At 69.0% G+C, this 6,767-nt stretch carries 8 protein-coding genes; 3 read left to right on the top strand and 5 right to left on the bottom strand.

All coding sequences use genetic code 11. The features are described from left to right. Nucleotides 1–1,465, bottom strand: a 1,465-nt coding sequence (locus tag RDU12_RS08635) for a ParB/RepB/Spo0J family partition protein (RefSeq protein ID WP_308684451.1), incomplete at its 3' end; no start/stop codon positions are given. A gap of 371 nt (nucleotides 1,466–1,836) precedes the next feature. On the opposite strand from RDU12_RS08635, the gene RDU12_RS08630 reads away from it, so the two are divergent. The 3 genes from RDU12_RS08630 to RDU12_RS08620 all read left to right on the top strand — a co-directional run bounded on the left by RDU12_RS08630 (nucleotide 1,837) and on the right by RDU12_RS08620 (nucleotide 4,126). Next, complete coding sequence (locus RDU12_RS08630; protein WP_308684450.1) at nucleotides 1,837–3,144, top strand: hypothetical protein; 1,308 nt, start codon at nucleotides 1,837–1,839, stop codon at nucleotides 3,142–3,144. 137 nt (nucleotides 3,145–3,281) lie between these two features. Beyond that, a complete protein-coding gene (locus RDU12_RS08625) occupies nucleotides 3,282–3,623 on the top strand; it encodes a helix-turn-helix transcriptional regulator (RefSeq protein WP_300289391.1) in 342 nt (113 codons plus the stop codon). An 8-nt stretch (nucleotides 3,624–3,631) separates the two neighbouring features. Next, nucleotides 3,632–4,126 (top strand): hypothetical protein, encoded by a 495-nt coding sequence (locus RDU12_RS08620; protein WP_300289390.1) that lies wholly within the window; start codon nucleotides 3,632–3,634, stop codon nucleotides 4,124–4,126. A 92-nt stretch (nucleotides 4,127–4,218) separates the two neighbouring features. On the opposite strand, the gene RDU12_RS08615 is transcribed toward RDU12_RS08620, so the two are convergent. From RDU12_RS08615 to RDU12_RS08600, 4 genes are all read right to left on the bottom strand, one after another. Next, the gene (locus tag RDU12_RS08615) at nucleotides 4,219–4,506 is read right to left on the bottom strand and encodes a hypothetical protein (protein ID WP_300289389.1); all 288 of its coding nucleotides are present in this window, start codon (nucleotides 4,504–4,506) and stop codon (nucleotides 4,219–4,221) included. Nucleotide 4,507: 1 nt separating this feature from the next. Next, on the bottom strand, nucleotides 4,508–5,638 hold the full coding sequence (locus tag RDU12_RS08610) for a hypothetical protein (protein WP_300289388.1): 1,131 nt from the start codon (nucleotides 5,636–5,638) through the stop codon (nucleotides 4,508–4,510). A 231-nt stretch (nucleotides 5,639–5,869) separates the two neighbouring features. After that, on the bottom strand, nucleotides 5,870–6,244 hold the full coding sequence (locus RDU12_RS08605; RefSeq protein WP_300289387.1) for a helix-turn-helix domain-containing protein: 375 nt from the start codon (nucleotides 6,242–6,244) through the stop codon (nucleotides 5,870–5,872). Nucleotides 6,245–6,314: 70 nt separating this feature from the next. Continuing rightward, nucleotides 6,315–6,584 carry a hypothetical protein gene (locus RDU12_RS08600; protein WP_308684449.1) on the bottom strand — a complete coding sequence of 90 codons (270 nt, stop codon included), beginning with the start codon at nucleotides 6,582–6,584 and terminating at the stop codon, nucleotides 6,315–6,317. Between the last annotated feature and the right edge of the window lie 183 nt (nucleotides 6,585–6,767).

Genomic DNA, 6,767 nt, shown 5'->3' with positions numbered 1-6,767 from the left:
TGGAGACCCTGAGATCGAGACAGGTTTCGGCGCCGCGATAGAAGGTCTGCACGGTCAGGGCGTGCAGGGCGGCGAGGAGGGCGACCTGCGGCTGTTCGGCGAGGGCGTCGCGCAGCGCCGCCGTGCGATGGGCGGTGAGGTCGGCGACCAGCCGTTCGGACAGGGTCTTGCGGGTTTCGGTCCGGTCGGACTGATCCTCCGGCGCATCGGCCTCGGTCGCGGCGTCACCCGCCCCCTCGGCGTCCGCGGCCGCGTCCGGGTCCGTCTCCGGCTCCGCCTCGTCCTCGGGCCGGACGAAGCCGCGCTCGATACGGACGCCTTCCTGCGCGAGGATGACGAACAGGCCACCGCGCGCCACCGCCTCGGGGTCGTAGCGCTCGGGCCGGGCCGCCGCCAGTTCGGCGTCGAGGACCGTCAGGCGGTCGTCCTGCGCTTCGGTGAGAACCTCGTCCTCGCCGCAACTGGCGACGATGGCGTCATACTCCTTGGCCAGGGCGTCGAGCCGGGCCTGCGTCCCGGCGTCGGGTTCGACCACGCGCGGATAGACCCGGCGGCAACCATGGTCGTACGGATAGTCGAGCCGTCCTTCCGCCCACAACCAGCCCTCGGCGATGCGCACCGCCTCGGCTTCGGCGGCGAGCTTGTCGAGCGCCAGCCGGTCGAGCAGGGCGGCGTCCTCGAACCAGCCCTGTCCGTCCTCGCTGAACAGGTCGCGGCGGACGCGCCCGCCCGCCGCCTCATAGGCCTCGACCCCGACATAGCGGGCGCGGCGGTCCGAAGCTTCGACCTCGTGTTCGGTCATCATCCGGCGGATGAACACCGGCGAGCGGTTGTAGGACAGGTCGGCGTAGACCTGTTCCTGCCGGGCGTGGTCCTCGCTGACCGCGAAGGCCATAAGCTGGTCGAGGGTCAGGTCTTCGGCGCGGTAGGCGGCCATCAAGGTCGGACTGACCGCGCCGAGTCGCATGCGGCGGCGGACCAGAGAGGGCGAGACGCCGAAGCGCGCCGCGATCTCCTCGGCGCTCCAGCCCTTGCTGTCCGCCAGATCGCGGAAGGCCTCGAACTGGTCGGCGGGGTGCATGGCGAAGCGGGTGACGTTTTCGTCGAGGCTGATCTCGAAGGCGTCGTGGGCGGTGTCGACGACGCAGCGGATCGGCTCCGTCTTCTTGATCTCCTTGCGCTTGGCGCGGAGCAGCTGCGACAGACGGCGGCCCTCGCCGATGGTGACGAGGTAGTCGCCGGTCGGCTGGCCGTCCGGTCCGAGCTCCGGCTCGACCACGGGCGGCTGGAGGAGGCCCTTCTCGCGGGTGCTGGCGGCCAAGGCCTCGATATCGGCGGCGCTGTGCGGCGTCTTCCGCGCATTGCGCGGCGACTTCTTGAGCCGGTTGAGGGGGATGAAGGCGACGGTCCCGTGTTCCGGGACGGCGGCTTCGGTGGTCCGGGTGGTGTCAAACGCGGCAGTCATGGTCGTGTCTCCTAGGGTTGGGGCGCAGGCGAAATTCCGCCTGCGCCCCTGCCCGTCGGCGAGACCAGGGGTAGCAAGGGCCGGGGCGGACCGCGGGGAGGGGGATCGCCCGGTCTGCACGGAGCGCAGCGGAGGAAGACCGGGGACACCCCGCGGTCCGGCGGCGCAGCCGCGCACCCTGGCCCGCGCGAGGGACGGAGTCCCTTAGCCCTACGGACAGGACGGCCGCGCCGGCGGCCGGACCGCCGTCCCCAGCCCGAAGGAAAACCGCGCGCGCCGCGCGCTATACTGGAGAGGGCCTGTCTCGAAAGACTCTCCACGCGACCGCCGACCGTCTTTCCGCACGCCCCGCGGGGCGTAGGCTGAAGGTCATGAGCGACCGCGCCAATCCAGGACCGACGCCGACCGTCTCGCGCGTTCTGCCCGACGGGCGGCTGATCGAGCTGCTCTACGATCCCGACCGGCGCGCCACGGCCCTGGCGATGACCGGCGCGGACGGGACCATCACCGTCCAGGACGGGATCGAACTCGCCGACGGGGAGCGGCTCGTCCCCTATGCCGCCGACAACAATCTGATCGCCACCGGCTGCGTGCTGCTGCCGTCCGCGGTCGGGACGTTCACCAGCCAGGCGGCCCTGGTCGCGGCAGTGCAGGCCTTTCTGCACCGCTATGTCGATCTATCGCCGACCTTCGAGGCGATCGCCGCCCACTATGTGCTGCTGACCTGGGTCTATGACGCCTTCCACGAGCTGCCGTACCTGCGGCTGCGCGGCGACTACGGCACCGGCAAGACCCGGGCCCTGACCGCCATCGGCGCGCTCTGCTACAAGCCGTTCTTCGCCTCGGGGGCCTCGACGGTGTCGCCGATCTTCCACGTGCTCGACGCCTTCGGCGGCACCCTGGTGCTCGACGAGGCGGATTTCCGCTTCTCGGACGCGACCGCGCCGTTGAGCAAGATCCTCAACAACGGCAATACCGCCGGCCTGCCGGTGCTCAGGACCATGACCAACCGGCACAAGGAGCTCAATCCGCGCGCCTTCCGGGTCTATGGGCCCAAGCTGGTGGCCATGCGCCACAGCTTCGCCGACCGGGCCCTCGAGAGCCGCTTCCTGACTGAGGAGACGGGACAGCGGCCGCTGCGTCCTGAGATCCCGATCCAGACGCCGCCGGAGCTGCACCGGGAGGCCCTCGACCTGCGCAATAGACTCCTCGCCTGGCGGCTGACGCAGCGCGCCACAATCCGTCCCGCCCCCGAGCGCCAGGCCGTCGGCGTCGATCCGCGGCTCAACCAGACAGCGCTGTCGCTGCTGTCCCTGATGGAGGACCCGGCCCTGCGCGCCCGCGTCCACGAGGAGATGGGGCGCGAGCAGCGGCGGCTCAGCGCCGAACGGGCCTCTTCGCCCGAGGGGCTGCTGGTCCAGGCGCTCGCCGAGTTGTTCGCCGACCCCGCCAGGGGCCGCGTCACCGTCTCGGCGGTGACCGAGGCGTTCAACCGCTTGGGGGCCGAGAGCCGGACGCCGCCGGCCAGCCCGCGCCAGGTCGGCTGGCGCCTGCGCGAACGCCTGAAACTGTCCACCACCAAGTCCAATGGCGTCTTCGTGGTCCCGCCCGGCGAGCGCGCCAAGGTCGAGGCCCTGGCCGCCCGCTACGGGATTGCGGTCGAACGCCAGGCCGCCTGACCCGACGCCGCCAGGGGCCGCGGCCCCGGCCGGCGGCGGTCGCCAAACGGCGCAATCGGCCGTCTACGAGCGGGACGCCGTCCAGGCGACGATGATGGAACGATCGTCCTCCGGTCGCTCACCTAACGCCCCCGCCTATGTCCCACCGCAACTATCTCAGCCTCCATCGCAAGCGATGGGCGCTGTCGCAGCGCGAGCTCGCCCTGCTGCTCGGTCATGCCTCGCGCAGCGTCGTGTCCCGGCTCGAGCTCGGGCAGGGGAGACCCAGCCTGCCGTTCGCCATCCGCTGCGAGGCGGTGTTCGGTGTCGGCGTCGCTGAACTGTTCCCCGACCTGTACGAGGAGAACCACGACGTCGTCATGCGCCGGGCGGCGCGCCTGGATCTGCAGCTGCGCGGGCGCGCCGACGCCGGGGCCGCCCGCAAGCGGGCCCTGCTGCTCGAGATGATCGGCCGTGTGCCTAACCCCGACATCGTATGAAGACGCTGGTGGCGACCGCCGCAGAGCGGGTGTTCGGCTTCCATCCGACCAGCCGCGGCTTCGGTTGGGTGCTTTTTGAAGGCCCGTTCGCGCCGATCGACTGGGGTCTGGTCTCGGCCGGGGACGACAAGAACGCCAGCTGCCTGCGCCGTCTCGAGCGGCTGCTCGACCGGTTCGCACCCGAGACCCTGGTGCTCGAGGCCTTTGATCGCCAGACCACCCGCCGGGCCCGCCGCATCGCCGATCTCTGCACCGCCGTCCGACGCGCCGCCGACGATCGCGGCATTGAGACGGCCGTCTACAGTCGGGCCGAGATCCGCGAGGCCTTCGCCGAGGTCGAGGCTCGGACCCGTCGTGAGGTCGCCGAGGCCGTCGCCCGTCATCTGGAGGCCTTCCGGCATCGCCTGCCGCCCCCTCGCAGGCCTTGGGAAAGCGAGGATGCCCGCGGAGCCTTGTTCGCCGCCGCCGCAGTCGTCCTCACTCATCATCGCCTCGGTCTCTGAAGGGCAGCGGCGCCGATAGCGAGGCTAGAGAGGTCCTGTCCGGGTCCGGAAATCGGCGACCCTCGGTGATCCTGGCTTGGCTCCACCGTCCATCACCGCGAGACGCACACCGGTTGGAGCACGCCCGCGATATAGGCATGACCTTCACAGACGAGGATGGCTCCAGGCTGGAGCACGCAGGCCCCACCGACCTTCAGCGAGACCTTTGCGAACCCGGTCTTGAGCCGCGGCTTTTCCAGGTCGAACACCCCGGCCGTCGATGCGCCGCCGTCGCCCAGGGCCGTGACCGGTCCGAGCAGCATCTCGCGTTCGCGAAGCCATTGATTGAGCTTGTCCAAGCCATAGGTCTTGGGCGCCCCGACCACCTGTGTGTTGGCCACTTTAATTCCCCTCGCTGATGGACCGAACCTTGGCGCGCGCGCTTTCGTAAGCTTGCTCGCTCTGGACGTTGATGAGGATCCAGGCGCGTAGCGCGGTGAGTTGATCGACCCGGGCCGGCACGACGGTCGCGCCGAGTGCGACGACCGCGGGCTCCAATTTTTCGGGCGGCAAGGCGGTCAGGGCCTGGAGCAGCTCTTCGCGCTTCAAGACCATCCGCACAGTCTGAGCGGCGGCTTCCTGGGCCCGGTCACTCTGTATGTTCTGATCGACCCAAACCCGAAGGATGCCGATCTGGGCGGTCCGCCCCGCGACCTTTGGCGCGCCCAGGGCGTCTGCGATCGCGGCGAGCCCGGCGTCATCGGCCGCTTCGATTTCGTCGAGAAGGCCGGATTTGCGTTCGGCGAGGGAGCCCTGCACCTCAATGACATAGGCAGCGTCGAGGCGATCGCGTTGCGCCGACGCTTCCTCACTGGCGGTTTGGGACAGACGTTCGAACGCCGCTTCGAGGCGCGCCTGGTCCTCAAGATGTCCGACGTCCCCCAAGGCCTCCATCAGCGTATATCGATCAGCGTCGAGCCGCAGCTTGGTTACGATCTCGGCCTTGGCCTCGGTCCGGGCCGCGTCCATCGCCGTGAGAACAGACGGCAGGGTTCGCTCGACAAACAGGTCGCGATGGACCGAGGCCTGGGTACCGGCGACAAAGGCGGAACCGGCCGCGAGGGCCCGCCGCGCGCTGTCCCCGGACACCACGGCCACGCTGTTGAGCAGCAGCGTCCCCAGGTTGCCGCCGAACGCCGACCCCTTGGATTCCTGGGACAGCCGCGTGCGGAAATCCCAGTACGAGGCGTCTGCGGCGCTCATATACAGCGAGACCACGAAATTTCGGTACTCAACCCGGGTCAGTCCGTCGCGGCATGCGGGCCATTGGCGTCCTTGCGTACAGTCGTCGTCCGCCTCGAGGAAGGCGCGATACACGACGGCTTCCGGATACTGATCACGCACCAGATTCAGCCGGGCGCTGGTGGTCACGATCGGTTCGGCGGCGCCTGAGAAAGAGGCGCAGGCCCCGAGCAGCGGCAGGGTCAGGAAGCCGACCACGAGGTGACGTCCGAAGTGCCCGACGATGGTCATACCGCCCTCCAGCTTTCACTATCAGCTAAAGTGGTGACAGATAAACCTTAGCCTGTCGACAGCCCTGAAGGACAGCCGATGGACGCCGCCCGATACGATCATCGATGTCAGGTGGAGGCGCATGCCGTGGCCGTCGTCCGGACGGGCGGCTGTATCGGGCCTCGATCGCCGGTCCGTGGCCCGGGTGTTCGTCTGCGTACCAAAGGTGTTGGTCGATCGACCCTCCGCACGCTACCGGGCGCTCCGTGCGAACTCCTGCGCCACCTGCAGCAGGATGACCCGTTGGGCCGAATCCATGGTCGCAAAATACTCCGCCAGGGCGGCGCCGCCACGCACAGTGCGGATGTCGACGCTTTCGTCCTTCAGACGGATATCGTCGTCCGGAAAGAAATCGGACACGGGGACGCCGAGCGCCTTGCCGGCGCGGACCAGCATGGACGCCGAGATGCGGTTGGTGCCGCGTTCGTATTTCTGGACCTGTTGAAAGCTCAGGTTCATCGCCTTGCCGAGGTCAGCCTGGGACAGTCCGCTGGTCAGGCGGGCCGCTCTCAGACGTTCGCCGACAAAGACATCGACAGGGTCGGCGGTGACAATGGCGCGGGGCATGCAGGTCTCCTAGAGGAGACCTTGGCCGATTTCCATCCAGCTGAGCAAGACGACGTCCGCCGCACGATGGCTAGGCCGCTACCGAAAGCGAATTGGTGAGGGCGCGAACATAGGTCCGCAGGTGTTGCAGCGCCTTTCGGTCCCGGCCGTCGCCGCGCCCGTCGGACCCCTGCTGGAGCAGGAGTTCGAACACCAGATCGGCCTCAAGCGCCGTCCCTGGCCTGTGGTCGAGAATGAAGGCCTCCGCCGAGACGAAGCGGTCCCAGACGGGCTCTGCGTCGGTCATCGAGTGCTGGCGCCAGAAAGCCACGGCGGTTTCGAACGTCCATTTGTCAGACATGATTGGTCCCCCTGGGGATTATGGTTGCGGCCGCGGCCGCACAGGATTGGGTGGGTGGAGAAAGGCGCTTAGCGTGTAGCGGGGCCCGGCCGGGCGTAAGGCGCGGCGCGAGCCTCCCAGACGCCGAACAGGCCGATCAGCATCAGCTCGACCCACACGACGATCCGGAACGAAACGCTGGCC

It is taken from the genome of Brevundimonas sp. (genome assembly GCF_031082345.1).
In the GTDB taxonomy this organism is placed as follows: Bacteria; Pseudomonadota; Alphaproteobacteria; order Caulobacterales; family Caulobacteraceae; genus Brevundimonas.
This window is presented reverse-complemented; position numbering and strand designations above follow the sequence as displayed.